Origin of the sequence: Streptosporangium brasiliense (genome assembly GCF_030811595.1) — a bacterium.
Lineage (GTDB): Bacteria > Actinomycetota > Actinomycetes > Streptosporangiales > Streptosporangiaceae > Streptosporangium > Streptosporangium brasiliense.
Genome location: NZ_JAUSRB010000002.1, coordinates 2,461,204 through 2,485,937, shown reverse-complemented (window position 1 = coordinate 2,485,937; position 24,734 = coordinate 2,461,204). Strand labels below are relative to the sequence as shown.

Below are 24,734 nucleotides of genomic sequence, written 5' to 3'. Positions count from 1 at the left end.
ACTGCATGGCGCTTTGTCTGAATGTGCCTCACGCCCCGTGACAGCAGAGCTGCAACCTTCCCACCATGGGCTAAGAGCTGGTCACGCTACGGGGGACTTCTGAGGCAAACGATCTAGACCAGCGAGAATCAGTTTGCTACCCTCCCTCTTCCCGCCTTCCTTAAAAAGGTACATATATACCATCATTCGGGTGGATGTGTATCGATAGGCGGCATAAGCGACAGGGGGCAGGGTGACTTTCAACATCCGTATCAGCGGAGAGCATGCAGAGCAGGAGCTACGGTCGCTCTACGACTGGCTGCTACGTGAGCCAGAAATCCTTGATCACGCCGACGTGCTTCTTGTCACGAAGGAGCCCTCTCCCGGCCAGATGGGCGACACTCTGGACCTGATCGCATTGGTAATAGCCAGTGGGCTACAGCTACCGAGCCTGGCTGCTGTGTTAACGAGCTGGCGCAAAACGCGACGCCACAAACCACAGGTGACCATCGAACGCGGCGGCACCACTGTCGCCCTCTCCGAAGCCGACCCCGATCTCATCATTCAGATTCTGGACGCCATGAAGGATCATACCATTGAGCCTTCCTGATCCGTTGAGGTCGCGTGCTGTACTGATTGGAACAAGTCAATACGAGCATATGCCGCCAATTCCTGCAGTCGAAAATAACCTACAAGAACTCAGCAAGCTTCTACAGAGCGCAGATCTATGGGGATTGCCTGCCGCTAATTGCATAGTTGTAAGTAATCCACAAACCGCCATTGACATGCTTGATCCTCTACAGCTAGCTGCAGAGGAAGCAAGGGATACCCTCATCGTTTACTTCGCCGGACACGGATTGGTTCACTCAACGGGAAGTGATCTTTATCTGTCCTTGGTCGGATCGGACGATAAGCGGATGTACCGATCAGTGGCTTACGATCATGTCAGAGACGAGCTAAGGGCCAGCAGGGCGCGCCGACGAATAGTCATTCTAGATTGTTGCTACAGCGGGCGCGCATTCGGCCTGATGAATGGTGTTGACCAGCCGACAGAACGGGTGGCAAACGGTGCAGCGCTACGCGGAACTTATCTCATGGCCGCAGCTGGGGAGAACAAAACTGCCGAAGCCGGGGATGAGTACACAGCATTCAGCGGAGAGCTAATCAGCCTCATTCAAAAAGGGATTCCTGATCAACCCGACCTACTAGACGTAGATACATTATTTACGCATGCGAGAGAGGCACTCCAAGACAAGGGATTGCCGGTACCACAGAAACGAGAAGAAGACTTCAGTTCAAAGTTAATACTTTTTCGAAACCGCGCCCATGGAAGAATTACTAAGGAGCATTACGGTCCGATTCCTGGAGTCACTCCAGGCGCACTTTTCCCTAATCGCCACGCACTTCACAACGCAAAGATACATCGGCCGCTTCAGGCGGGGATATGTGGAACCGCTGCACGAGGCGGCGCAGAGTCTATCGTAGTCTCCGGCGGATATAATGACGACGAAGACTACGGCAACACTATCATCTACACTGGTCACGGCGGTCGCGACCCGAACACTGGCGAGCAAATTAAAGATCAGTCTCCAACAGATTCTGGAAATGCCGCTCTTATCAAGAGCGTTATAACGGGGCTTCCGGTACGAGTGGTACGGGGCTCTGGCGGAAATAAGAAATTCTCGCCCGCTTCTGGATATAGCTACGACGGCTTATTCGCCGTAACAGACTACTGGGCGAAACCTGGCACCGACGGTCCGGCTATCCTACAATTCCGGCTAGAAAAGCTCATTGATCATGACGTGCACTCCAGAATAGATTTGAATCGCAAACTTCACCCTGGTCGCTGGGAACTCGTGGCACCCGGATCCTACGCCGACAGATCACTTGCTACCGAGGTGAAGCAGATATACGACTATGCCTGTCAAATTTGCGGAGTTATTCTCGAGGCTCCCGGTGGCTTGAAATTTGCCGCAACCGTACACATTCGGGGACTAGAGATGCCCCACAGCGGACCAGATGTCAAAGAAAACATGCTATGCCTCTGCTCCAATCATCGTGACCTCTTTAAATATGGCGCTATCACCATTGAGGATGACTTCAGAGTAATTGACCAGACCGATGGAGAGATAATCACGAATCTCACATTGAAGCATAAGGTCGATCTCGGCTATATCCGATACCATCGGAAACATCACATGATCGGCCAGCAACATCTAATAGTCGACCTTGATTAACTATTAAATGTTGCTGAGCAAGCCGTTCGATATTTCACAGCAAGGCTGCCACTACACGGTTAAAAGTGAGCGTACGCACCTGGACCTCCTCCAGTTCTCTCCAGCAACCAGAAAAAGGTTCCGAGATCGCAGTGAGATAGCCTCCGCGAGGCTGGTGGTCCGCAGCTCATCAGCCACTACCACCAGACCGAGGGCACTGTAGAAGACGGCTCTGCCCGGCGAGTCGAGTCGCCTGGCAGAGCCAGGATCACACACTGGAGGTGCGGCCACGTGTCCAATTTTGGTGAGCCATCCGGATCATCAGGGCCCGTTGGTATGCCGAGCAACCCCCGTCCCCTCTCGGCTGCCAGTGGTGTGGCCATCCGCCGTACGCCCGCCGAGGCTCCACCACCCCGCGATCTTTCCGGGAAGCCAGGGATGCCAAGACGTCATTCATGGCCTGCTGTGCCGTACGGGCGAGAGTCACCACCGGGCATGCACCCGTGGAACGGCCGTCTCGATGCCGCAGCGGGAAGTCCCGTGGCGAAAGGGAGTGACAAAGGCGGCGGTGTGACTTCTGTTCATGCTCGTCGGCGCGTTCACCGATCAGTTCGCGGTACGGCCCGCGTTCTGGCGCGAGCCGTGTCCTCAGCCTGCGAACCCCGCCCCTGGGATGACCAGTTGGAACGGGTGCTGGCCCGTATAGACGCCCAGCATCCGGGCCTGGCCGGTCGCGACGTTCACCGCGTAGGTGATCTGGCGGTTCTCCCAGATGCGACCTGACGGGAGGGTGGCGAGCGTGACCTCGGTGCGGTTCAGCCAGGCTCCGAGGGTGAGCAGGACCGTGTCCTTCGGCAGGCCGCGCACCGTAACCTTCCTACTGGTCCGGCCGGTCGTGGCGTCGAGGACGGCCAGGGTGCCGTCCATGTGCATGCCACCACTTTTGACCTTCTCCATGCCGAGGGCGGCGATGCTCCTGCCGTCGGGGGCGAGTGCGCTGAATCTTGTGTACGTCTCGTCGAGTGTGACGGGAGAGCCTCCACCCGGCCGGGGCATCAGCCAGGCCTTTCCCTTCGGCGGGTAACTGACCATCGTCACGGGATCGCCGCCGTCGGCAACGCTCGTCGGAGCCCACCCGCTCGGGAGGGGGGTGGTCGTCCCGGCACGCATGTCGATGAGCAGGCCGGGCTCCTTCCCCGCCGGGTAGGCGGTGAACGCCAGGTGGCGTCCGTCGTCGGACAGCACCAGGGACGCCCGCGGGCGCAGTCGCCGCTCCGCCACCGTGACGGGAGCCGTCAACTCCTTGCCGCTCTCCAGGTCGCGGACCTTGAACGTCTGCTCCTCACGGCTGTAGTAGGCCATCATGCGGCCGTCCCTGGTGATCGCCAGCGGGACGGAGTTCAGCGTGCCGGCCATGCCGAGTGCCTGGGGCACGTGGTAGGTCTTGCCGTCGCGGGTGACCACCCGCCACTCGCCGTTGCGGCAGTCCTCGGGCACGCCACGGGCGACGTGGCAGAAGGTCTTGTAGGCGTGACTCAGCGGCCCCACCCCCCGTGGCGGCAGGTCAGCGAGTGCGCCGTCGCCCCGAGAGGGAGAAGAGTCCTTCGGCGTGGCGGCGATGACGTTGTCGCGCCAGCCTGGCAGTAGGCCGGTGCCCGCCACCGCACCGAGCGCGACCACGGCGACCACGGCGACCACGACCAGCGCCACGCCGGTCCGCCGCCTGCGCCTGTCGCCTGTGATCGCACGGTCGGCCAGATCCACGGCCGGGGCCTCACCCGCGATGTCGGTCAGTGCGTCGTGCAGCCGGGTCATCGGTCCGCCTCCTGGATTTCGATCTCGGCGAGCAGGTGGGTCAGCTCGGGCGCGAGCGCGCGCAGGCGGCCCAGCGCGTGGTGGGTCTGGCTCTTGACCGTGCCGAGTGAGCAGCCCAGCAGGTCGGCGGTCTCGCGCTCGGTACGGTCCTCGTAGAAGCGCAGGACGATCACAGCGCGCTGCCGGGGGGTCAGGCGGCCCAGGGCCTGGCGTAGGACGATCCGGTTCACCGTGGAGTCGTCGTGGGAGTGCCCGCGCTCGGGTGGGTCGGCGCTCGGCAGTTCTCTCGTGGTACGGCGCCGCCAGGAGATGTGCTGGTTCACCAGCGCCTTGCGGGTGTACGCCTCGGGATTGCCGTGCCGTAAGAGCTTCGGCCAGTGCCCGGCGACCTTGATGAGAACGCTCTGCAGCAGGTCCTCCGCAAGGTGGGCGTCTCCCGTGAGCAGGTACGCGGTCCGCATCAGCGACTGCTGGCGGGCGTGCACGAACTCGTGGAAGCCGTCGTAGCGGTTCAATGTGATCCCCCTTCGCCCGTTACCAACGCGCGCGAGAGGCTGAAGGGTTGGAACCCTCACCGGAATAGCGAGTGCCCGGGTTGGTCCACGCGCCGCCGGGTGGACGACCGGACGCGGCCCCTGTCCTCACCAGGGGCTGAGGACGGGGGCGGATATTTTCCAGAAATCTTCTGGGTGGGATGTCGAGGACGTGGCCGTGGCTCCGACTCTGCTGCGATCGACCGAACCGAGACAGACGACAACCCCCGGGGGAACGAGCATGGAACCCACGAAGACGGACATCCTGAAGGTGCCCGGTGCGGAGCTGTACTACGAGGTCTGCGGCTCCGGTCCCGTCCTGCTGCTGATCTGCGGCGGGATCTATGACGCCGCCGGATATGCCGGCCTCGCCGAGCGGCTCGCCGGCCGGTACACGGTGGTGACGTACGACCGGCGCGGCAACTCGCGCAGCCCCCTGGCCGGGGCGCCGGAGCGGCAGAGCATCGAGGTCCACGGCGACGACGCACACCGCGTGCTGACGGCGGTGGGCGTCACGGCGGACGAGCCCGCGTATGTCTTCGGCAACAGCTCCGGCGCGGTCATCGGCCTGGAACTGGCCGCCCGCCACCCCGAGCAGGTGCGCGCCCTGGTCGCCCACGAACCCCCCGTCCTCGGCCTGCTGCCCGACCGTGACCACTGGCACGCCGTCATCCAGGAGGTGGAGGACACCTTCCTCAAGGAGGGCGCCGGGCCGGCGATGCAGGTCTTCGCCACCGGGATGGGGATGGGCGGCGAGCCGGCGCAGGGCGACGGCGGCGAGCCGGCGCAGGGGGACGGCAGCGAGCCGGCGCGGGGAGACGCGGCCGCACAGGCCCCGCAGGGGGACGCCGCCCAGGCATCGCGGGAGGAGCCGGCCTTGGAGACGGCGGAGGGACCGGACCCGGAGATGATGGGGATGATGGCGCGCATGGAGCGGAACATGCAGTTCTTCATCGGCTACGAGGTGCCGCCGTTCATCGGGTACGCCCCGGACATCGCCGCGCTCCAGGCGTCCTCGGCACGCGTCGTCCTGGCGGTGGGCGGCGCCTCGGCGGGAGAACCGCCGTACCGGGCCTCCTTCGCCGTGGCCGAGCGGTTGGGGACGCTGCCCGTGGTCTTCCCCGGCGACCACGGGGGCTTCGGCGCCCAGCCCGAGGAGTTCGCCGCCAAGCTCCACGAGGTGATCTCGAACCCCTGAGAACGTGGTGGTCCGGCAGCGCCACCACGCGGTCGGACGCCGACTGGGCATGGGCGGGGCCGGCGGCGGCCCCGGCCCGGGGCGGGCGGTCACCTCTGCCCGTAAGCGGCGATGACCTCGTGGACGGCGTCGAGGACGAGTCCGGGCTCGGCGTTCTGGACGTAGTGGTCCGTCGTGGCCGCGACCACCAGGCGGCCCCGGGCCGACAGTGCGGCAAGGCGCCTGGCGTGATCGGTCACCTCCGCCGGCTGGCCTCCTGCGGAGATGACCACGGCCGGCAGATCGCCCCATGCTCGCGGCCGGACCGTCGCGGCGACCTGGGCGGCGCTGTCCGCTGAGGCCCAGGCCTCGGCGCGGGCGGCCGCCATGCTCCGGTCCCCGTAGACGACGGTGGCGCCGGCGCGGGCCGCGGCGGTGGCGCCGGGCGGCACGAGGGCGTCGCCCGACAGTCTGAGCAGGCCGAGGCGGGCGACGAGCTGGTTGACGGTGAACTGGACGGCGAGCAGAGGGCGGGAGATCCGGAGCGCGGTGACGGCCGTCTCGTCGGTGACGTCGATCAGCACCAGCCCGGCGGTCAGGTCCCGCCACCGGTCGGCGAAGACGCGCACCGTGTTGCCGCCGTAGGAGTGCCCGACGAGGACGTACGGCCCCGCCTCCCCGGCCGCGGCCAGCAGGGTGCGCAGTTCCCCGGCGGTGCGCTCGGCCGTACGCGGCGACGGGCCGTCCTCGCTCCAGGCGTATCCGGCGCGATCGTAGGAGCACGCCCGGTTACCCGCGGAGAGCCGCCGCTGGATGGCCTCCCAGCTCGCGCTCGACTCGGCCAGCCCCGCCTCCAGCACGACGGTGGGAGCGCCTGTCCCGGTGCAGTACAGATGCAGGCGGTGACCGCCGACGTCGACCAGCCGCCCCGGCGCCCTGTGGCGCGCGGCATCGCCCTGCCGGGCGTCCGTCTCGTAGAGGAATCCCGCACTCGCCGCGAGCACGGCCAGGCCCGCGCCCCAGGCGGTGATCCGCAGCAGCAGCCGCCACGGTCGCCGCCGCTCTCTGGGCCGCGCCACCTGTGCGTCCTCGAACTCTCCGTCCGTCACACCTCGAACCTAGGTATGCGGCCCGTCCGTTTCCTCCTCCGCACAGCGGAACCCGCTGTGCCACCGGCGCTTCGGCCGCCGCCGTCCCCTCCTCCGTCAGGAGGAGCCGGCCCGTGGAGCGGACGTGGCGGCGCCTGGTCCGGAGGGACGGCGCCGCCACGCTTGGGCAGGAGAGGCCAGGACACCTCCTGACCTGCGGGGAGACTACTCCGCTGCGGCGGACGGTCCTACAGCGACAGCCGGATCGGACTTGGTCGTCCTCGTGGGGGATCCGCGACCGGGTGCCGGCCGGTCCAGGCCGGGACCGGCGATGATCCGCCCAGTGCTGCGGGCGCCCGCCGGTCACGGGCGCCCTCGCCGTCCGCCGCCTGTGCTCAGCCGGTGTAGCTGGGCTGCCGCACCGAGGGCTCGCCGGGCTCCGGTGCCGGGGCCGTGGTCGGATCCGCCTCGCCCCTGGCCGGAGCGGGCCGGGGAGTGTCGGATTCGGCGGGCGTGACCACGGGCCGGGGGGCGGTGGGCTTGGCGGGCTCGGCCGAGGGCCCGCTGACGGCCGGTCTGGCGGGCCCGGCGGCCATCGCCGTGCCGGCCAGACCGGCGCCGAGGGCCAGGGCGGCGGCGAGGCCGCCGAGTACGAGCTTGAGACGCATGTATCTCACCTTCCGTTGTTCTCCGTGGCGGAGCCGTTCTCCGCGGTGGAGCCGTTCTCCGTGTTCGACATGTGGTCGGTCGATCCATGACCGGTCGATGTCGATCCGTGACCGGTCGACATGTGGTCCGGAGGGCGTCAGCCCTTCACGACGACCGGGGTGCCGATCGCCAGGTTCTTCGCCATCCAGGTGATGTCGGCGTTGCCGACCCGGACGCAGCCATGGCTGGCCCGCGTGCCGATGGCCGCCGCATCATTGGTCCCGTGGACGGCGAGCTGCCCCGGGCCTCCGGCGAAGCGCTTCAGCGTCGGGGAGAACCCGCTCAGCCCGAAGGCGTAGGCGCCGTACGGCCCGCGCGGGTCCGGCGGGCGCACCAGCTCGGTGAAGAAGTAGCGGCCGGGGGGCGTGGGCGTGCCGGCCTGGCCCGTGGCCACCCTCCCCCGGCGCAGGACGCGCTCCCCGTCGTAGACCGTGAACCTGAACGCCGTGGGGTCGATCTCCACCCGGCGCGTGGTTCTGGCCAGCGTGACGTCATCCGCCCTGATCCAGCCCGTGCTGCCGTTGGGCCTGACCGGCAGCAGCACCCGCAGCCACCGGCCGTCGCGGCGCTCCACGAGGAAGACCCGCTCGGCGCCGTAGTCGTTGGGGCTCGCGAGCTCACGCCAGGGCAGGCTCGCCCCTTTGCGCTTGTACACCGCGATGCGTGGTCCCCGCACGGTCGCCACCTCCACGCCGGCCCCGGTCTCGGCGTGATCGACGGCGACAGCCCCGGTCCCGGCCTGATCAGTGGCGGTGCCGTCCCCGGTCCCGGCCTGACCGGTCGCGACAGCCCCGGTCCCAGCCTGATCAGTGGCGGCGGCAGCCCCGGTCCCGGCCTGACCGGTGGCGGTGAGTGCCTGCGGAGGGACCGGACGGGCCTCGGAGGCCGCGCACCCGGTCAGCGTGGCCACGGCGGCGAGTGCCGCCGCGGCGAGACAGCCGTTGAACTTCACGTGACGCAGACTGGCGGAGGAATGTGAAGGTCCTGTTTGCTCGCTGTCAACGACCTGTCTTGGTCACATAACCTCGTCCCGATGTGCGCATATGTGCTGGTTGCAGAGGACGACGTGAAGCAGGCCGAGCTGGTCCGCCGCTATCTGGAGCGGGAGGGCCACTCGGTGCTCGTCGTGCATGACGGGCGGGCCGCGATCGACGAGGCCCGCGGGCGCGAGCCCGACCTCGTGGTGCTCGACGTGATGATGCCGAAGGCCGACGGCCTCGACGTCTGCCGTGTCATCCGCGCGGAGTCGGACGTCCCCGTGCTCATGCTGACCGCCCGCACCACAGAGGACGACCTGCTGATCGGCCTTGACCTGGGGGCCGACGACTACGTCACCAAGCCCTACAGCCCGCGGGAGCTGATGGCCAGGGTCCGCACGCTCCTGCGGCGGGCGCGGCGTTCCCGGGACACCGTGGACCCCGAGGAGACGCTGAAGGTCGGCGATCTCCTGGTCGACCCCGCACGCCACCTGGTCAGCGTCGCCGGCAGCCCGGTGGACTGCACGCCCGCCGAGTTCCGGATCCTGGAGACGCTCGCCGCCCAGCCGGAGCGGGTCTTCACCCGCGCGCAGCTCCTGGAGGAGGTCCACGGGTTCGACCGCTTCATCACCAGGCGCACGATCGACGTGCACATGCTGAACCTGCGCAAGAAGATCGAGTCCGACCCGCGCAGGCCGACCCGGATCCTGACCGTCTACGGGGTCGGCTACAAGCTGACCGACGGCTCGGGATGAGGGTCCGGCGGCACGGCCTGCTCACGCGGCTGCTGGCGAGCTCCGTCCTGGTGGCCGTCTGCTCGATTTCGGCGACCGCCTGGCTGACCAGCCAGAGCACCTCGGGCGCCATCCGTGAGGAGCAGGACCAGACCCTGGTCACCGACACGCGCATCAACGACACCCTGCTCGGCTACGGCGCGACGCACGCGAGCTGGGACGGCGTCGGTCAGACGGTGCGTGACCTGGCCCGGAAGACAGGGCGCCGCATCGCGCTCACCACCGAGAGCGGCGAACCGATCGCCGACTCCAGCGACACTCTCCTGCCCGCCAAGCCCTCGGTGGTCGTCGATCCGCTGCGGGTGGACGTGACTCTGGTGCCGGGAGCGGCCAAGGACCGCATCGACCCTCGGGCGGTCGGGCCGTTCAAGCTCGCCGCCGCGGAGCGGTCCCGGCTGAGGAAGGCCGCCAACGCGGGGGCGGCCTGCGCGCGCCGCAACGGGCAGGAGGCCGACGTCGTCCTCTCCCCGTCCGGGCGTCCCTCCGTCGAGATCCCCAGCAAGAGCACCTATGTGGTCTCCGCGTGCGCCCTGAGGACGCTGGAGAGTCCCACCGCGACCGAACGCAAGGCGCTGCGCCAGCTCAACCACCTGCTCAACCGGTGTCTGTCGAGGCAGAACAAGTCCGAGGTGACCCTCGCCCTCGACCTGTCCTGGACGTTCAAGCCCGTCGCCCCCGCCCCCGCCCCCAGCCCGCGCGTCCTCGACCAGCAGCCCGTCTCCGCCTGCCTGGCGGGCGCCCGGCGCGAGCAGCTCAGGGCGTACGTCGCGCCCGCGGCCCTGCTCTACCTCGGCTCCTCGGCGCAGCAGCCCTCCACCGAGCTGACCTCGGCCGGGGTGGCGCGCATCGCGGGCACCGCGCTGCTCGTCCTGCTGCTCGCGATCACGGTGAGCTTCGTGATCTCCACCCGGCTGACCAGGCCGGTGCGGGCGCTCACCGAGGCGGCCCAGCGGATGCAGCGGGGTGACAGCTCCGCCCGTGTCGCGGTGACGGCCACCGGCGAGGTGGGCGAGCTGTCGGAGGCGTTCAACAGGATGTCGGAGCATCTGGAGCGGATGGAGGCGCAGCGCAAGGCCATGGTCAGCGACGTCTCCCATGAGCTCCGCACTCCGCTGAGCAACCTGCGCGGCTGGATGGAGGCCGCCCAGGACGGCGTCGCGGAGCTGGACCCCGCGCTGATCGACTCACTGGTGGAGGAGATCATGCAGCTCCAGCACATCGTCGACGACCTGCAGGAGCTGGCTCTCGCGGACGCGGGCAGGCTGCGGCTGCACCCCGAGCCGGTGAACGTGGCCGACCTGCTCGACCAGATCGCCACGGCGCACCGCGGCCGCGCCGACGCGGCCGGCCTCGCCCTGACGGCCGAGACCACCGGCGCCCCCGAACTCCTCGCCGATCCGGTACGGCTGCGCCAGGCCGTGGGGAACCTGGTGAGCAACGCCGTGCACTACACGCCGCCGGGCGGGCGGATCACGCTACGGGGCCGTCTCGCGGACGGGCACGTCCTGATCGAGGTGGCCGACACCGGCGTCGGCATCGCCGCCGAACACCTCCCCCACGTCTTCGACCGGTTCTGGCGGGAGGAGAAGTCACGGAACCGGCGGACCGGCGGCAGCGGGCTCGGCCTGGCCATCGTCCGCAACCTGGCCGAGGCCCACCACGGGACCGTGAGCGTCTCCAGCGTCCCGGGCGAGGGCGCCGTCTTCACGCTGCGGCTGCCGGTCGACCCGGGTCTGCCGGCATGAGCCGCTCCCGGCCCGGCGGAACCCGCACCAGGCGCCCCGTACCGACGAAATCCACACCAATCACCCGGTACCGACGGAGTCCACACCAGGCGCCCCGTACCGGCGAAACCCATACCAGTCGCCCGACATCGGCGGAATCCGTACGGATCACTACCGGTCCTGCAAGATCCGCACGAACCGGCGGAAGTTTCTCTAAGATCGATTCCAGCAGGACGGCGACAGATCGGAAGACAGCGTGGATGATCAGGCTACGCCGGACGGGGTCGACCCGAACGTGCCCAATGTCGCCCGGATGTACGACTACTACCTGGGCGGCAAGGACAATTTCGCCGCCGACCGGGCCGCGGCCGAACAGATCCTGAAGCTCTTCCCCGCGACCCGCGACTCCGCGAGGGAGAACCGCGCGTTCCTCTCGCGTGCCGTACGCCATCTGGTCGGATCAGGCGTCCGGCAGATCGTGGACCTGGGCTCCGGGCTGCCCACGCAGGGCAACACCCACGAGATCGCGCACGCGGTCGCGCCCGGCACCCACGTGACCTACGTGGACTACGACCCCGTCGTGTGCGCGCACGGCCGGGCGCTCCTGGCGGGCGGCGACGACGTCACCATCCTGCAGGCCGACGTGCGCGATCCGGAGAAGCTGCTGGCCGAGCTGGGCGGGCACGTCGACTTCGACCGGCCGGTGGCGTTCCTGATGCTGGCCCTGCTGCACTTCATCCCGGACGAGAGCGCCGAGGGCGCGGGCGCCCACGAGATCATCCGGCGGCTGCACGGGGCGAGCGCGCCGGGCAGCTACCTCGTTGTCAGCCATGCGATCGACGCCAAGCCGGACACCACTCCGGAGGCCCTGGAGATCTACAACCAGGCCACCGCGGCGCTGAACCTGCGCACGCACGCGGAGATCACCCGCCTGTTCGACGGCTACGAGCTGGTCGAACCGGGCCTGGTGTTCCCCAAGGACTGGCGCCCCGCCGATCACCCACCGCTGATCGGCGACCAGGACACCTCGATCGGCTACGCCGGCGTGGGCCGCAAGCCCTGAACGCCGCCCTCCTCGCCGGGGCGGGACCAGCTCGCCGATCTTGACGGTCATCGGGCCCGCCGGACCGTGAACGACCCTCACCGGCGTCCTGTCCTCGCCGAGCCGGCTGCCCAGGTCGACGGCCGGCTCCAGCCGTGGACGGAGGTCCGTACGGCGGGCAATCCGCGGCGACGACGGCTCCGAAGCATGTGAGACCCCGCCTGTTGCCGGCGGGTGAGGCTCGGGTGGTCCGGACGGCTCGTTCCGGACCGGCCCGGTGAACGGACGTGGCGGCGCGAGCTTGGAGGGGTGGCGCCGCCACGTCTGACCGGCCGGCGCGCCGCGGGTCACGCGGCAGGGTCCAGGGACCGGAGGAACCCGCCGACGGCCCGGGTGAAGCCGTCGGGGTCGCCGGTGTGGACGAAGTGGTCGGTCTCCAGCTCGACGAGGCGGGTGCCGGGGCGGCGTTCGATCATGGCGTGGGCCTGCTCGGCGGGGATGACCCCCTTGACGCCGCGCACCAGGAGGGCCGGGCAGATGCTCGCCAGCCAGTCGTTCCAGTGGTCACCGTGGACGAGGTCCTCGGAGTCGACGATGTCCTGGGGGTGGAAGGGCAGGCGCCAGGTGCCGTCGGGGCTCTCCCGCAGGGCGTCGCCGAAGAAGGCGGCGGCCTGGCCGAGACCTTCGATCAGCGCCTCGCGGGTGGGGGCCTGGTAGGGCAGGGCGAGCACGAAGGCCAGCGGGTTGGTGCCGTCGAGCCCGAGTGAGGCCGCCCCTTCCGCGTTGACGAGGGCACTGACCCGCTCGGGGTGGCGGGCGGCGAGCTGGTAGGCGTTGATGGCGCCGAGCGAGTGGCCCAGGACCACGGCCCGGTCGAGGCCGAGGTGGTCGAGCAGGGCGACGACGTCGGCGACGTAGCCCTCCCGGGAGTAGTCGGCCGCCCGGTCGGACTCGCCGTGGCCGCGCTGGTCGGGGGCGATGACCCGCCACTCGGGGGCCAGCGCGGCGGCCAGGGCGGCGAAGCTCGCCCCTTCGGACATGTGGCCGTGCAGGGCGACGAGGGGGCGGCCGGCCCCGCCGAAGTCGACGTAGGACAGGCGGCGGCCGTCGAGGTCCAGCTCGGCCCGGATGGGGGTGGTCGTCTGGAGGGTGTCGCCGCGGCTCATGTCTGTCTCCTCAGTGTCGTTCGGTGTCTCTTGCCTGACCCGAACAGTACAGAGGATTTGGGCGCTTGCGCAATGCATATGCCCAATTCGATCGCACAAGACATTTGTCTGAAAATCAGGCGGCGCGCCTGCCAGGGCAAGTAGCATCCCGGGTATGGGAAATCGTGAGGATCTGCTCGCCGGCGCCAGGCGCTGCCTGGAGGAGAAGGGGTGGGCGCGGACGACCGTCCGTGACATCTCCGCCGCCTCCGGAGGGGTCAGCATGGCCGCCATCGGCTACCACTTCGGCTCCCGAGAGGCGCTGCTGAACGCGGCGCTCATCCAGGCGATCGACGAGTGGGGCGCCGAGACCGGGCGCACGCTGGCCGCCTACGGCGACCCCGCCTCCACTCCCGCCGAGCAGTACGAGGCCATGTGGACGCGGATCATCGAGTCGTTCGGCGAGCACCGCAAGCTCTGGCTCGCCACCGTCGAGGCGCTTCTGCAGGCCGAGCACTCCCCCGACCTGCGGCAGTATCTGGCCGGCGCCCAGAAGGAGGGGCGCCGGGGGCTGGCGGCGACGCTGCTGGGCACCCCGGAGGAGGAGCTCCCCGACCCCACGACGCGCACCGTCGGCTCGGTGCAGCTGGCGCTGTTCTCCGGCGTGATGCTGCAGTGGCTGACCGACCCCGGGCAGTCACCCTCCGGACCCGAGGTGCTGCAGGGCCTGCGCGCCATCGTGGCCGGCCTCGGGCCGGCCACGGGCACCGGGGACCCGGCGGCCGGACCCGCTCAGCCGGCTCCGGGGACGACGACGTTCTTCTCCTTGAAGTCGTAGCCGTTCTTCAGGGCGTCCTGCTTCAGGCTGTCGAAGGCGTTCTTGCTGACATCGAGGTCGGCCTCCGTGGCGGTGCCGCTCTTCAGCTTGTCGGTGAGGCTGGTGAAGCTGTCGCTGACCGCCTGGACGCCCTTGCACAGCGTCGGGCTGGCCATGGCGAACTTCTTGGCGACCTTCAGCTCGTGGATGGCGAACAGGCCGGCCACGGCCGCCTTCACGAAAGTGCGCTTGCGCTTCTCCGCCCCGGCCTTGAAGCCCCCGCTCCGCAGCGGCCGGTAGATGTAACGGTAGAACGCCCCCAGCGCGAGGCCGGCGTGCAGCGCGAAGCGCGTCTTGGCGAACCGCCTGGTGTTGCCCGTGGTCGGACACTCCTCGTCGAGGCTCCCCTGGGCGCCCGCCGGCGGCGGGGTGCTCGCGGCCGCCGGGGGCGCGGCCCCCGCGCCCTGGGGGGCCGGGTCGGCCGGCCGGACACCGCCACAGCCGCCGATCAGCGTCACCGCCAGCATCACCGCCACCGGGAGGGTGGCGGACCGAGCTCTCCTTATAGCCATTTCTTCCCCCACGGAACCTTCATGGCGCTACGACCTGCACTCTCTCCTTTTTTCACTCCGTAGTCCAGCGAACACACTCGGTGATGACGCAGGGTTGGCCGCCGGGCCCTGGGCGCCGCTGTCACCCGGGGGCACTACCGTTACAGGGCCGGTCCTCCCCCTCGACGGCTCCGCAGGGGCCCGGAGCCGGTGACCTCCTCCGCCCCGGCACGGAAGGCACGACGAGTGATGGCTGAGCGCAAGTACGGCGTGCCCGCACCCGAGACCCGGACCACCATCCGGTCGCAGGACTGGGACAGCGAGGACCTGTCGGGCCGGCGCCACGACCGGGTCGCCTTCCTCGACGTGGACATGACCGAGACGTCGAGCCACGGCGCGGTCTTCCACGAGTGCACCTTCACAGGGGTCCGGTTCAACGCCTCCGCGCACTCCGACACCGCGTTCACGAACTGCACCTTCAAACGGTGCACGTTCTTCGACGCCACCTTCACCGGCTGCAAGTTCGTCGGCAGCCTGTTCGACGGCTGCACCTTCGACCTTCTCAAGGTCGAAGGCGGTGACTGGTCGTTCGTCGGGCTGCCCGGAGCCGGACTGCGCAGCGCCTCGTTCAACGACGTGCGGATGCGCGAGGCCGACCTCACGGGCGCGCGCGGCGAGGGGGTCACGCTCCGGGGCGTCGACCTGTCCGGCGCCTGGCTGCACAGCGCCGACCTCTCCCGGAGCGACCTGCGGGGCAGCGACCTGTCATCCCTGGACCCGTCCGTCGTCAAGCTGAAGGACGCGGTGATCGACATCCGGCAGGCCGTCACGATCGCCACCGCGCTCGGCCTGCAGGTGCGCTCCGACTGAGCCGGCCCCGGGCGGCGCCCCGCCGCCCCCGCACCGGCAGCCGGGCCCGCCGCGCGGGGAGCTACCGGACGGGGGTCACCTCGGGATACTCGGACGTCCCACCGCGCAGCAGCCGCCGCGGCCGGTGCTTGAGGCTCTGGTCGAAGAACGCGGTGAGATAGGCCCGCTGGGCGGCGACGCTCCGGCCGGGGTCGACGGTGCCGATCCGCTGGGCCCTGACCTCCGGCACGACCTCAAGCTCCTCATCCAGCTCCGGCAGGAACGCCTGGACGTCGGTGAAGCTGTAGTGCATCGCCCCGGGCATCGACAGGTCCAGCTTCCAGCCGGTCGACCTCTCCCAGAAGGACGTCCAGGCGGGGGCGGTCAGATGGTCCCTGATCCGCCCGTCCGCGGTGCTGCCGGGCGAGCCCATCAGCAGGAACGGCCGGTCGACCCCTTCGGTGGCCGCGGGGCTGGGGGCCTCGCCGCCGACGTCGTGGGCGAGCCAGCCGTCCAGATCGGCCCCGGCGTCCACCCGCCGATCGGCGCGCATCGCCTCGGCCGCGGTGTCGCCGCCGTAGGAGTGGCCGAACACCCCGATCCTCGACAGGTCCATCGCCGGGGCGAGCCCCTTCACGGACGGGAGCCGGTCCAGGACGGTCCGGATGTCCTCGCGCCGGGTCTCCAGGGCCTGGCGCATGTGCGTGAGCCGGTCCCCCTGCGGCGGTCTGGCCACCTCCAGCCTGCCGTCGGGGAACTCCACCGCCGGAGCCTCGTAGGTGTGGTCCACGGTCACCACGACGTATCCCCGGCTGGCCAGCTCCTCCACCGTCGAGGTGCCGAGCGTGCGCGGCACGCCGTACCCGGGCGAGTAGATCACCACCGGCCAGCGCCCCTTGGCGGGCGCGTCCTGGCGGGCGTGCGTGGTGACCGCGCCCCAGTCGACCTGGCCCGGCCTCAGGCCCAGCGCGGGTGCGCCGCCGTCGAAGTAGGCGGCGGCCTTCGGGGTCATGTACGGCGCTCGCGGCCCCTTCCCCGGCCGGGCCGGGTACCACACGCTGATCATCAGCTCCCGCGACCGGGCCTTGTCCACCAGGTGGACCTCTGTCGTCCCGAGGGCGTGCGGCCCGGTGGGCGGGGGCAGCTCGAAGGTGATCTTGGGGCTCTCGGGCACGGTGCCGGCGTGGGCCACGGCCGGGACCGCCAGGAGGGCGGCGGCGAGGAGGGCGGTCATTGTCTTTCGCATGAGCACCAATCTGGCCGCACGGGCCCCTGCGCCACCTCTGGCATCCGTCAGACCCCACCCCCGACTTCCGTCAGGGTCGCGCCCCGCCGGGCCGCCATGCGGGGGCTGGACGCCGGGCTGCCGACGCCCCTCGCCGACCTGCCGGCGGAGGCCGTACCGGCCCTGCGGCACCGGCCCCGCCACCGGCGGACAGCCAGGTCGGGGCTGGAGGAGGCGGGACCGGGGAAGACCGTCACCGGAGCCGACCGTCGCCGGAGCTGACGGTCACCTCACCTACGGACCACTACGCTCGACATCATGTTCGACCAGCTTGCCTGCCACTGTCTCCTGTGCGTCGAGCGCGACATCGAGCTCGACGAGCTCGACCGCGACATGATGCGGCACGTCCAGGAGCGCGGGTGGGGCGTCATCATGATCCCTGCGGACGAGGCCGGTCCCGGGTGGGCGTTCACCGTCGGGCTGTGGCACACGCTCCGCTCGCCCGAGGCGGCGATGTTCGGGCTCCGGGTCGAGGTGCTGAAGGACTGCCTGAACACCCTGGCCGACAGGGTCGCCGCCGGTCACCGTCTCGTCGCGGACCAGGAACGGGACGACGTCATCAAGGACTACCCCGTCGTCGCGAAGACCGTGGACACGAGCTGGTACCGCTCGCTGTTCGGCATGGCGCTGCACTTCTACCAGCAGCCGCCGCTGCCCTTCATGGAGATCGTCTGGCCCGACGCCGGGGGCCGGTATCCCTGGGACCCCGCCGCGGCGCCGAGACTGCGCGAGCTCCAGCCCGCGCTGTGGATCCCGAAGGACGACCACGCCCCAGGCCCGTGGACCGAGCTGCCCTGAGGCGTGTCCGGGGGCGCCCGGCATCCGGGGCACCCGACAGGTGTCCGCCGCGCCCCGCATGACACCCTGTCTCGGTCGATCAACACCAAAACGGGACACAGCGAGCAATGACCGATCAGGATACGGCCGACCGGGGCAGCGTCATCGACCTGCTGCAGCGCATCGGCTCGGTGGTGCTCCCCGTGGGCATCGCGCTCTACGCCCTGCTCTACCTCGGCATCCAGCAGGTGTACGGAGTCTTCAACATCAGCCCCGAACAGGCGGGCATCGACCAGGCGACCATGTTCGGCCGCCTCGTCGGGTGTCTCATCCTGCTGGCTCTGGTGGGCGCGCTGGTCCTGGGCGCGCTGGTGGCGGTCGGCTGGCTGGTGGACAGGGCCGCCCGGGGCCACGTGTCCAGGCTGGCCCGCGCCGTACGGGAACGGCCCTGGGCGGCGGCCGCCCTCGGCGCGGTGTGGTGCGGCGGGACGTACTGGGGCTTCCTCGGCTATCTCGGCCTCGCCGAGGGAGTGGGGCCCGCCACGGTCGTGCTGGTGGCGACGGGGATCGGGGTCGTCGCCTTCGTCGTGCCCTTCCGGCTGCTCCGGCGCCGCCCGACGGGCCGGGCCGGGATGCGGGTCGTGGTCGCCGCGTTCACCGGCATGGGGCTCGGCTTCGTGCTGATCGGGCAGATGGAGTCGGACGCGGTGCGGCTGGCCACCACGGGGCGGAGCAGCCTCGTGCTGACCCTGTCGGGCTTCCAGGACCAGTGGGTGCTCGCCACCCACCCGGGCAACGGCAAGCCCATGCGCGGGGGCGTGCCCCTGCTGCTGCTCGGTGAGCGCGAGGGGACCTACGCCTTCTACGACTGCGTCAGGCAGGAGACCTTCCGCCGTCCGACGGGCTCGACCGTGCTCCAGCAGATGGTGCTGGAGCCCGACCACGACGAGGGCTTCACCTGCGACTCTCTCGTCCCCGCCGGACCCGCCTCCGCCGAGCCCCGCGCGACCCCCATCCCCACCGGACCCTCCTCCGCCGAACCTCGCGCGACCCCCATCCCCACCGGCCCGGCCCCCGCCCGGACCGCTCCCGCCAGACCCCGCGCGACCCCCCGTCCCACCGGCCCCCGCCCCACCCGCCCGGCCCCCACCGAGGCCGCCGGCGGTCACCGGAGCGAAACGGGAGAGCGCTCCATATCCGTAAGTGATTGATGGGGCACGGATCGTTATTTACGATCACGGCATGGACATCCCCACCGAACCGATCGGCAGCATCCCCCGTCCTCCCGCTCTGCTGGCCGCGCTGACCGACCACGCCGCGGGCCGGATCGGCGACGCCGAACTGGCCACGCAGCAGGCCGGAGCCGTCGCCGACACCATCGCGCGGCTGGAGCAGCTCGGCTGCCCGGTCCTCGTCGACGGCGAGCAGTCCAAACCCAGTTTCGTCACCTATCCGATCGCCGGACTCGACGGCCTCAGCCCCGACGGGGCGGTCATTCCGTTCGCCGACGGGCACACCCGGCAACTGCCGTGCCTGACCTCCGGCCCGTTCCGCTACCGCGTCCACGCCTCGGAGTATCTGAAGCAGGCACAGCGCCACACCCGCCTGCCGGTCAAGCAGGCGGTCATCGCCCCGTCGGCGCTGAGCCTGCTCTATCCTGCCGACGGCATCGCCGACTACCCCCGCAAGGTCTTCCTGGACGACCTGCTCGCCGAGGCCGAGGCCGACATCCGCGGCTGCCTGGACGCGGGTGCGCACGCCGTACAGCTGGACTTCACCGAGGGACGGCTGTCGCTCAAGCTCGATCCCAGCGGCGGGCTGCTGGATGACTTCATCACCCTCAACAACCAGCTCCTGGAGCGCTTCAGCGCGGCCGAGCGGGCCCGGATCGGCGTGCACACCTGTCCCGGCGGCGACCAGGACTCCACCCACAGCGCCGACGTCGACTACGCCGCGCTGCTGCCCAAGCTCCTCGGGCTGCGGGCCGGCAACTTCTACGTCCAGCTGGCCGGCGAGCCCGACCCGGACCGGGCGCTGGAGGTCATCGGCGCCCACCTGCGCCCCGGGACCAGGGTCTTCGTCGGGGTGACCGATCCGATCGACCCTCAGGTGGAGACTCCCGAGCAGGTGCGTGACCGGGTGCTGCGGGCGGCCCGCCACATCCCGGCCGAGCAGCTGGGCACCTGCGACGACTGCGGCTTCTCCCCCTTCGCCGACGACACCTCGACCTCCCGCGAGGTCGCCTTCGCCAAGATCGACGCCCGGATACGGGGGACCGCGCTCGCCGCCGAGGCCCTGGGCGCCTGATACGGCCGGCCCCACGCGGGCCGCGCGCCGCCTTCCCCGCGGGGGGCTCGGCCTTCCCCGCGGGGGCGGGCGGCGCGCGCTCCGCGCGGGGTCATCCGCTCTGGGGCTCCGCGACGGGCGAGGTGGTCGTGTAGCCGTAGGCGATGATCCGGTCGGCCGCCATCGCGTAGTCCGCCGCGTCGTCGGGAGCGATCGTGGCCAGGCCGTCGACGTAGCGGTTGAACATGCAGAACGCCGCCGCGATCAGCACCGTGTCATGGATCTCCACGTCCGTCGCGCCCTCCGCCCGGGCCGCGGCGATCTGCTCGTCGCCGACCCGCTGCCCGCTCTGCTGGACCGCGCCCGCGATGGCCAGCAGGGCCTTCAGCTTGGCCGAGATGGGCGCGCCGTCCGGATCGGCGCGCACCTGATCCACCAGCGCCATCCCCTCCGGCAGCTACGCGGCGGCGAAGGCCGCGTGCGAGGAGGTGCAGAACCGGCACTGGTTCAGCCCCGACACGTACGCCGCGATCAGTTCGCGCTCCCCGCGCGACAGGGTGCTCTCCCCGCGCAGCAGCACCTCGGCCAGGTCGTTCAGCGGGCGGGCCGTCTCCGGGCGGAACCTCAGCAGTCCGCGGATGCCTGGTTCGTCGGTGTTCAACGTGATGTGTGGCATGAACGCTCCTTCAGTGACCATGGCGGAGAGGTGCCCGCGCGGCCTCAATGGAAGATCACCTGGCAATCACCCACGATCGCCGCGCCACCGTCCGCCGTCAATGGCCGATTTCCGCCACTCCCGCACCGCCACTCCCACACTGCCGCCCGCCTCACCACCATCCGCCGGACGCCGCGCCGCGGGACCTCCGGCGAACGGCGTCCGGTGCGGGGCCGGGCCCGTCGCGGCTCAGCCGGGCTCGCCGAACCAGCGGCGGAGCGCGGCCCGGAGGGAGGCGGCGTCGCCGGGGGGACACCAGGCGACATAGCCGTCGGGCCGGATGAGCAGCGGCTCGCACTGGGCCGCCCGTACGGTGTCCACCCGGTCTGCCCACCCCGCCACGACGTCCACCGGCCGCTCACCACCGCTCGCCGAGCCACCGCCCGAGCCGTTCCCCGGGCCACCGCCCGGGCCCCCGTACGAGGCGTTCCCCGGGCCACCGCCCGAGGCGTCCCCCGGGCCACTGTCCAGGCCGCCGTCCAGGGGGCACAGGAACAGGGGCCGGCCCCGGTGGAGCAGCTCCACCAGGCTGACCGCGCCGTCCTCGGTCTTGAGCTCGGTGTCCGGGGCGAGCCGGCCGGCGCCGGGGTGGCCGACGTCGTAGGCCGTCCGGGTGCCGCTGATCATGCCGCTCAGGTGGTCGTTGACCTGCTCCAGCCGCATGAGCTCGGCGAACAGCTCCCGCAGCGGGTCGACCCGGGGATCGGGGTCGGCCAGGGCGGTCTGCGCGCGGACGTTCCACAGGACCCGCGCCGCCACCGGGTGCCGCTCGCCGTGGTAGGTGTCGAGCAGCCCGTCGGGGGCCCATCCCCGCACCTGGGCGGCGAGCTTCCAGCCCAGGTTCATGGCGTCTTCCATGCCGGTGTTGAGCCCCTGCCCTCCCCAGGGGAAGTGCACGTGGGCGGCGTCCCCGGCGACGAGCACGCGCCCCCGGCGGTAGGTCTCCGCCTGGAGGGCCGCGTCGCCGTACCGGGTCAGGGCGCGCGGCTCGGCCATCCGGACCGGGTGGCCGGCGATGTGCTCCACCACACCGCGCAGCTCCTCCAGGGAGACCGGCGCCTGCCGGTCGGCGTGCGGGCCGCGGAAGTCGTAGGTGCTGATCCGGCTGTGGCCATGCGTCCCGCCGCCCCAGACCATCAGCCAGCCTCTCGGGGTGCGGTGCCAGCCACCGGGGAGGGGGTCCAGCAGCCGGACGTCGCCCATCAGCGCGGCGACGCCCGCCGGAGTGCCGGTGAACGCGATGCCCGCGAGCCTGCGCACGGCGCTGCGGGCGCCGTCGGCGCCGACCACGTAGCGGGCGGCCAGCTCGTACGGCCCGGCCGGCCCCTCCACGGTCAGCGTGACGCGGTCGGCGTCCTGGGTGAGGCCGACGACCTCGTGTCCCCGCCGGATCTCCGCGCCCAGGTCGGCGGCGCGGTCGGCGAACACCTGCTCGGCCCACGCCTGCGGGCTGCCGACGATGCTGGGCCCCTCTCCGGCCACCGCGCCGAGGTCCAGTTCGAACATGCCGGAGAAATGGAAGCGCACGCCACCGTAGGAGGATCTCCCCACCTCGTCGAGCAGGCCCCGGCGGTTCAGGCTCTGGGCGGTCCTGGCGTGCAGCGTGCCGGCCTTGGACTCCCCCGTCGGGGTGGGGAGCCGCTCCAGGACCACCGGTCGGACGCCCTGGAGGGCGAGCTCGGCCGCGAGCAGCATGCCGACCGGGCCGCCGCCGGCCACCGCGACGTCGAAGCTCGGAACGTCGGAACTCATGGGGATCTCCTCAGGCGTCCACGCGCGCGGGCCGGGGCTCTGCCGCCTCGCGACGTTGGAAGGTCAGGGCCAGGAAGGCGCTCAGCAGGATACCCGCGGCGGCGACGTAGATCGCGGCCCGCAGGCCGCCGGTGATCTCGCCGAGCAGGGCCTCGCCCGCCAGGCCGGTGACGTCCTGGCCGGCGACCGCGACGAGCACGGCCAGGCCGAGCGCGGTCCCGACCTGCAGGGCGGTGGACGCCATGCCGGAGGCGACCCCCTGCTCTCCGGCGGCGACCCCGGAGGCGGCGGCGATCCACATCCCGGTCCAGGTCAGGCCCTGCCCGAGCCCCATGACGACGATGCCGGGCAGCACGTTCCAGTAGGAGCCGCCCGCGCTCATGCCCGTGGCGAGCAGGGCGGTGCCGGCGGCGCCGGCGACGATGCCGGTGAGCAGGGTCAGGCGCATCCCGGTCCGGGTGGCCATCCGCTCGCCGATCTGGGTGCCGGCGGCGATCATGAGGGACGGCACGAGGAAGGCCGCCCCGGTCACGAGCGGGCTGTAGCCGTGGACGCTCTGGAAGTAGAACCGACTTAGAGGGAATATTTCAACGGAGGTGCTCATGTTACGTCTGGCAACACTGGCCCCAGGCTCGCCCATTCCGGTGGTCTCCTACGCCCGGATCTCGGCAGATCTCAAGAAGGACGAACACGGTGTGAGGGATCAGCACCGGATGAACCACGAGACCGCCAAGCGCCAAGGGTGGACGGTCGTGCATGAGTTCACCGACAACGACAAGTCGGCGTCCAAGGTCAACGTGGTGCGCGACGACTTCGAGGCGATGGTCTCGGCGCTGCGGGCGGGACAGCTTGCCGACGGCACCCCTGTTCGCGGAGTGGTGGTCGTGGCCGACGACCGCCTTGCGCGGCGTCCGGGCGACTATGAACGTTTCGTGGAGGCGTTCACGCTGCACGAGGGGTTCGTGTTCGCCGACTACCGGCAGGTCAAGAACCTCTACAGCGAAGACGTGGAGAGCATGGGCCTCTACAGCGTGGTCGGGGCCAGGATCGAGGCAAGGAAGATCGCGCGCCGGATGCGTGACTCACACCGCAACCGTGCCAGCGAGGGCAGGCCGGTGGGCGGTCATCGGCCATTCGGCTGGCAGGCCGATCGGCGGACGCTGGCCCCGGTCGAGAGCCGGATCATTCAGGAGGCGGCACGCGAGTTCATCGGAGGCCGCTCGCTCAACTCCATCGTCGGCCAGTGGCGGAAGTTGGGTGTGCGCACACCTCGGGGCAATGAGTGGAGCGTCCAGACGCTCCGAGTCATGTTCACCTCTCCTCGGCTGTGCGGATGGCGGCTCTTCCATGGAGAGATCATGCGGGATGCGGATGGCGAACCGATCATCGGGGAGTGGACGCCGATTCTCACTCAACAGGAGTGGCACGCCGTACAAGCGATCATCAACAGCCGTAGGGGGCGACGCGTCGGGGTGGACGGTGTGCCCCTCGGGCCGTTGCCGCTCCCCGGTGACGCACGCGAAGTCCACTACCTGCTTACCGGATTCCTTCGCTGCGGACGCCCTACCGAGGACGGCGGAATCTGCGGCAAGTCGCTACGGGTGACCACCCCGAAGAACAGCGCCACGCACCGCTACGCGTGTCAGGCGAAAGGCTCGGGTGGCTGTGGCGGAATCAGTCGGCGCGGCGACCTGGTGGACTTCTTCATCTCAGAACTGGTTCTCAATCGGATGGCGAAGAAAGCGGCATTCAACGCTCCTCGGGAATCCGTGGAGTGGGCAGGAAGAGATGAGCTGAAAGACGCCATGGAACAGCTCGCTATGCTCCGGGAGCAATGGCACGCACGGAACATATCCAATCAGAGCTACTTCCACGATCTACCGATCCTGGAAAAGAAGATCAATGGCCTTCGCAGCGAAAAGGCCAAGCACGACGCGGCGGTGAAGCGGCAGGAGGTTGCGGCGGCCGTCGATGTCGATGACATCCGGCGGCGCTGGTACCTCCCCGAGGAGGAAGGCGGCCTACCCCTGTCGCAGAAGCGGGCGCACATCCGGGCCGACCTCATCACCGTGATCATCCATTCGGCGGGGCCTGGTAGGCGGGCCTTCGACCCGAACCTACTGGAACCGGTCTGGCGGGAGGAGTAACAGCGAGACGTCTCAGGACGTCCTCGACGATTAGGGATCTGGCCACCTAGCCTCATGGTGACAGCTTCCTTACTCGTTAATACATGAGATTCATATGCAGCCGTATGCAGTTGGACGCCACTGGACGACAGTGGACCCCTGGAGACACTTATGAGGACGTCCGAGGCTCACCGAGAATGGCGGTGACGGGAACTTTTACCTGTGTTCATTCGTTCTCTTAGTGGTAGAACTGAAGGCACGAAAGAGCTCCGCCGTTCGGGAAGCAGCGAGAAACCAGCAGCGACAGAGAAAGAGCGCAGGACACCACCGGGCCACATGGCGAACACCGGCCGTTCCGATGGGGAGACCCGGCCATCG

At 69.8% G+C, this 24,734-nt stretch carries 25 protein-coding genes; 13 read left to right on the top strand and 12 right to left on the bottom strand.

Annotated elements, in window-relative coordinates; all coding sequences use genetic code 11:
• Positions 1 to 232 precede the first annotated feature (232 nt).
• Positions 233 to 589: an effector-associated constant component EACC1 gene (locus J2S55_RS20155; RefSeq protein WP_306863249.1), complete on the top strand. Its 357-nt coding sequence runs from the start codon at positions 233 to 235 to the stop codon at positions 587 to 589.
• Positions 576 to 2,216, top strand: a complete 1,641-nt coding sequence (locus tag J2S55_RS20150) for a caspase, EACC1-associated type (RefSeq protein WP_306863246.1) — start codon at positions 576 to 578, stop codon at positions 2,214 to 2,216. Before J2S55_RS20155 ends, J2S55_RS20150 begins: the two co-directional genes overlap by 14 nt.
• A 627-nt stretch (positions 2,217 to 2,843) precedes the next feature.
• Here the strand turns inward: J2S55_RS20150 and J2S55_RS20145 are convergent.
• A complete protein-coding gene (locus J2S55_RS20145) occupies positions 2,844 to 4,010 on the bottom strand; it encodes a hypothetical protein (RefSeq protein WP_306863242.1) in 1,167 nt (388 codons plus the stop codon).
• Complete coding sequence (locus J2S55_RS20140) at positions 4,007 to 4,525, bottom strand: SigE family RNA polymerase sigma factor (protein ID WP_306863239.1); 519 nt, start codon at positions 4,523 to 4,525, stop codon at positions 4,007 to 4,009. Before J2S55_RS20140 ends, J2S55_RS20145 begins: the two co-directional genes overlap by 4 nt.
• A 259-nt stretch (positions 4,526 to 4,784) precedes the next feature.
• Between J2S55_RS20140 and J2S55_RS20135 the strand changes: the two genes are divergently transcribed.
• Complete coding sequence (locus J2S55_RS20135; RefSeq protein ID WP_306863236.1) at positions 4,785 to 5,741, top strand: alpha/beta fold hydrolase; 957 nt, start codon at positions 4,785 to 4,787, stop codon at positions 5,739 to 5,741.
• An 89-nt stretch (positions 5,742 to 5,830) separates the two neighbouring features.
• On the opposite strand, the gene J2S55_RS20130 is transcribed toward J2S55_RS20135, so the two are convergent.
• The 3 genes from J2S55_RS20130 to J2S55_RS20120 all read right to left on the bottom strand — a co-directional run bounded on the left by J2S55_RS20130 (position 5,831) and on the right by J2S55_RS20120 (position 8,468).
• Positions 5,831 to 6,829 (bottom strand): alpha/beta fold hydrolase, encoded by a 999-nt coding sequence (locus J2S55_RS20130; protein WP_306863233.1) that lies wholly within the window; start codon positions 6,827 to 6,829, stop codon positions 5,831 to 5,833.
• A 374-nt stretch (positions 6,830 to 7,203) separates the two neighbouring features.
• Positions 7,204 to 7,476: a hypothetical protein gene (locus J2S55_RS20125; protein WP_306863230.1), complete on the bottom strand. Its 273-nt coding sequence runs from the start codon at positions 7,474 to 7,476 to the stop codon at positions 7,204 to 7,206.
• A 137-nt stretch (positions 7,477 to 7,613) separates the two neighbouring features.
• Entirely contained in the window at positions 7,614 to 8,468 is an 855-nt protein-coding gene (locus J2S55_RS20120; protein ID WP_306863227.1) for a L,D-transpeptidase, read from the bottom strand.
• A gap of 81 nt (positions 8,469 to 8,549) precedes the next feature.
• On the opposite strand from J2S55_RS20120, the gene J2S55_RS20115 reads away from it, so the two are divergent.
• From J2S55_RS20115 to J2S55_RS20105, 3 genes are all read left to right on the top strand, one after another.
• Entirely contained in the window at positions 8,550 to 9,248 is a 699-nt protein-coding gene (locus J2S55_RS20115; RefSeq protein ID WP_306863224.1) for a response regulator transcription factor, read from the top strand.
• Positions 9,245 to 11,032 carry a sensor histidine kinase gene (locus J2S55_RS20110; protein ID WP_306863220.1) on the top strand — a complete coding sequence of 596 codons (1,788 nt, stop codon included), beginning with the start codon at positions 9,245 to 9,247 and terminating at the stop codon, positions 11,030 to 11,032. The genes J2S55_RS20115 and J2S55_RS20110 overlap by 4 nt, the downstream gene beginning before the upstream one ends.
• A 235-nt stretch (positions 11,033 to 11,267) precedes the next feature.
• Complete coding sequence (locus J2S55_RS20105; protein WP_306863217.1) at positions 11,268 to 12,074, top strand: SAM-dependent methyltransferase; 807 nt, start codon at positions 11,268 to 11,270, stop codon at positions 12,072 to 12,074.
• 326 nt (positions 12,075 to 12,400) lie between these two features.
• Here J2S55_RS20105 and J2S55_RS20100 read toward each other — a convergent pair whose 3' ends face one another.
• Entirely contained in the window at positions 12,401 to 13,219 is an 819-nt protein-coding gene (locus J2S55_RS20100; RefSeq protein WP_306863215.1) for an alpha/beta fold hydrolase, read from the bottom strand.
• 154 nt (positions 13,220 to 13,373) lie between these two features.
• On the opposite strand from J2S55_RS20100, the gene J2S55_RS20095 reads away from it, so the two are divergent.
• Positions 13,374 to 14,036: a TetR/AcrR family transcriptional regulator gene (locus tag J2S55_RS20095; RefSeq protein ID WP_306863212.1), complete on the top strand. Its 663-nt coding sequence runs from the start codon at positions 13,374 to 13,376 to the stop codon at positions 14,034 to 14,036.
• Here J2S55_RS20095 and J2S55_RS20090 read toward each other — a convergent pair.
• Positions 13,991 to 14,587 (bottom strand): hypothetical protein, encoded by a 597-nt coding sequence (locus J2S55_RS20090; protein ID WP_306863209.1) that lies wholly within the window; start codon positions 14,585 to 14,587, stop codon positions 13,991 to 13,993. The two genes, J2S55_RS20095 and J2S55_RS20090, sit on opposite strands and share 46 nt — an antisense overlap.
• A 228-nt stretch (positions 14,588 to 14,815) precedes the next feature.
• Here J2S55_RS20090 and J2S55_RS20085 point away from each other — a divergent pair, with 228 nt between their 5' ends.
• The gene (locus tag J2S55_RS20085) at positions 14,816 to 15,436 is read left to right on the top strand and encodes a pentapeptide repeat-containing protein (protein ID WP_306863206.1); all 621 of its coding nucleotides are present in this window, start codon (positions 14,816 to 14,818) and stop codon (positions 15,434 to 15,436) included.
• 61 nt (positions 15,437 to 15,497) lie between these two features.
• On the opposite strand, the gene J2S55_RS20080 is transcribed toward J2S55_RS20085, so the two are convergent.
• The gene (locus J2S55_RS20080) at positions 15,498 to 16,661 is read right to left on the bottom strand and encodes an alpha/beta hydrolase family protein (protein ID WP_306863203.1); all 1,164 of its coding nucleotides are present in this window, start codon (positions 16,659 to 16,661) and stop codon (positions 15,498 to 15,500) included.
• Between the two features lie 96 nt (positions 16,662 to 16,757).
• On the opposite strand from J2S55_RS20080, the gene J2S55_RS20075 reads away from it, so the two are divergent.
• The 4 genes from J2S55_RS20075 to J2S55_RS20060 all read left to right on the top strand — a co-directional run bounded on the left by J2S55_RS20075 (position 16,758) and on the right by J2S55_RS20060 (position 19,784).
• Positions 16,758 to 16,922, top strand: coding sequence for a hypothetical protein (locus J2S55_RS20075; protein WP_306863199.1), 165 nt, complete (start codon positions 16,758 to 16,760; stop codon positions 16,920 to 16,922).
• 36 nt (positions 16,923 to 16,958) lie between these two features.
• On the top strand, positions 16,959 to 17,498 hold the full coding sequence (locus tag J2S55_RS20070; RefSeq protein WP_306863196.1) for a DUF4262 domain-containing protein: 540 nt from the start codon (positions 16,959 to 16,961) through the stop codon (positions 17,496 to 17,498).
• 107 nt (positions 17,499 to 17,605) lie between these two features.
• Positions 17,606 to 18,688 carry a hypothetical protein gene (locus tag J2S55_RS20065; RefSeq protein ID WP_306863194.1) on the top strand — a complete coding sequence of 361 codons (1,083 nt, stop codon included), beginning with the start codon at positions 17,606 to 17,608 and terminating at the stop codon, positions 18,686 to 18,688.
• A gap of 31 nt (positions 18,689 to 18,719) precedes the next feature.
• On the top strand, positions 18,720 to 19,784 hold the full coding sequence (locus J2S55_RS20060; protein WP_306863191.1) for a cobalamin-independent methionine synthase II family protein: 1,065 nt from the start codon (positions 18,720 to 18,722) through the stop codon (positions 19,782 to 19,784).
• Between the two features lie 91 nt (positions 19,785 to 19,875).
• Here J2S55_RS20060 and J2S55_RS20055 read toward each other — a convergent pair whose 3' ends face one another.
• The 4 genes from J2S55_RS20055 to J2S55_RS20040 form a co-directional block, all read right to left on the bottom strand.
• Positions 19,876 to 20,208: a carboxymuconolactone decarboxylase family protein gene (locus J2S55_RS20055; RefSeq protein ID WP_306863188.1), complete on the bottom strand. Its 333-nt coding sequence runs from the start codon at positions 20,206 to 20,208 to the stop codon at positions 19,876 to 19,878.
• A 12-nt stretch (positions 20,209 to 20,220) separates the two neighbouring features.
• Complete coding sequence (locus J2S55_RS20050) at positions 20,221 to 20,439, bottom strand: carboxymuconolactone decarboxylase family protein (RefSeq protein WP_306863184.1); 219 nt, start codon at positions 20,437 to 20,439, stop codon at positions 20,221 to 20,223.
• 228 nt (positions 20,440 to 20,667) lie between these two features.
• Complete coding sequence (locus J2S55_RS20045) at positions 20,668 to 22,230, bottom strand: FAD-dependent monooxygenase (protein ID WP_306863181.1); 1,563 nt, start codon at positions 22,228 to 22,230, stop codon at positions 20,668 to 20,670.
• Between the two features lie 10 nt (positions 22,231 to 22,240).
• Entirely contained in the window at positions 22,241 to 22,834 is a 594-nt protein-coding gene (locus J2S55_RS20040; protein ID WP_306863179.1) for an MFS transporter, read from the bottom strand.
• Between J2S55_RS20040 and J2S55_RS20035 the strand changes: the two genes are divergently transcribed.
• Positions 22,833 to 24,377 carry a recombinase family protein gene (locus J2S55_RS20035; protein WP_306863178.1) on the top strand — a complete coding sequence of 515 codons (1,545 nt, stop codon included), beginning with the start codon at positions 22,833 to 22,835 and terminating at the stop codon, positions 24,375 to 24,377. The two genes, J2S55_RS20040 and J2S55_RS20035, sit on opposite strands and share 2 nt — an antisense overlap.
• The last annotated feature ends 357 nt before the right edge of the window (positions 24,378 to 24,734 follow it).